The following is a 1088-nucleotide window of genomic DNA, read 5'->3' on the forward strand; positions in this document are numbered from 1 at the left end:
CCCCGCGCCGCCGACATGATCATGGAAGCCACGCTGGCGGTGAATTTCGGTCTCACCGTTGACGACATCATCAATACTGTCCACCCGTTCCCAACGTTCTCCGAGGCGTTCAAACACGCCTGTCAGGCGTTCCGTCGGAATACGTCCAAAATGAGCTGCTGTATCGAGTGAGCGTCAGTCCTCGGTCGAGAACACATCGTCGAGCGTGCCGCTCTCGCCTAATTCGATGAGGGCACGGTTCAGGAGTTCGCGAACCATGAACTCCTCGTAATGCTGGGTGTCGCAGTACTCGCAAGGCTTCATTTCGCGGGCAACCGCCTCAATCTCGGTACCGTGGTCCGCATACAACGTCTCGATGAGGGCAGTCAATTCTTCGGACGCGGTAGACTGCGCCTGCGCGAGGTTATTGTCGGCGCCTTCCGGAAGATCGTAGGAGAAGACTCGCGTGTTCGACTTGTAGTACTTCCGTGTCCCTCCACCAGCCTCTTCCAGACGAGCGATTTCCACCATCCCCGCATCCTTCAGGACGTTCACATGGTGACGCACTGTCGTCTCGGCCTTCTCCTCGCCGCGACGGTGCAACTCGTCGTGGATCTCCTCGATCGTCATTTCATCGGTCACGAGCATATCGAGGATCTTCGCCCGAACGTCGTTCTCCAGTGCCTTCGCTTTCTCCGGATCCGTCGTCACGACTTCACGGATCGGCACGTCGGATTCGAGGAGCGCCATTCTTGTGAGGACGTAGGGGAACGACGATAGTAAGAGTAACGCCACACACTCGACAGCAGTCTTAGTTATTCGATACCGCTATAACTCTAGTCGTAATGGTTATCCACTTCGCTGGGTAACTAGCGACCACAATGGGAACGACACAGGAACAATTCAACGTCGGGGGGATGTCCTGCTCGTTCTGTGCCGAGAGCATCAAGAAGGCCTACAGCCGGACCGACGGCGTCGAGGACGTCGACGTGAGTCTCGCCCACGAGGAGGTCCTCGTTCAGTATGACGACGACCGCCTGAGCGAGGTCGAGGTGAAGGACACGCTTCGGGAACTCGGCTATACCATCCGCGACCCGGACAAAGCGAAA

At 57.4% G+C, this 1088-nt stretch carries 2 protein-coding genes and 1 pseudogene; 2 read left to right on the plus strand and 1 reads right to left on the minus strand.

Features of this window, described 5'->3' with window-relative positions; translation table 11 throughout:
• Nucleotides 1–171: pseudogene (locus AN233_RS16475) on the plus strand (mercuric reductase); the annotation flags it as partial.
• Between the two features lie 3 nt (nucleotides 172–174).
• Here AN233_RS16475 and AN233_RS11190 read toward each other — a convergent pair.
• Nucleotides 175–729, minus strand: a complete 555-nt coding sequence (locus AN233_RS11190) for an ArsR/SmtB family transcription factor (protein ID WP_058366869.1) — start codon at nucleotides 727–729, stop codon at nucleotides 175–177.
• A gap of 131 nt (nucleotides 730–860) precedes the next feature.
• Here AN233_RS11190 and AN233_RS11195 point away from each other — a divergent pair.
• Nucleotides 861–1088, plus strand: a 228-nt coding sequence (locus AN233_RS11195) for a heavy-metal-associated domain-containing protein (RefSeq protein WP_141654139.1), incomplete at its 3' end; no start/stop codon positions are given.

This window comes from Haloparvum sedimenti (assembly GCF_001462205.1).
GTDB classification, from domain to species: domain Archaea; phylum Halobacteriota; class Halobacteria; order Halobacteriales; family Haloferacaceae; genus Haloparvum; species Haloparvum sedimenti.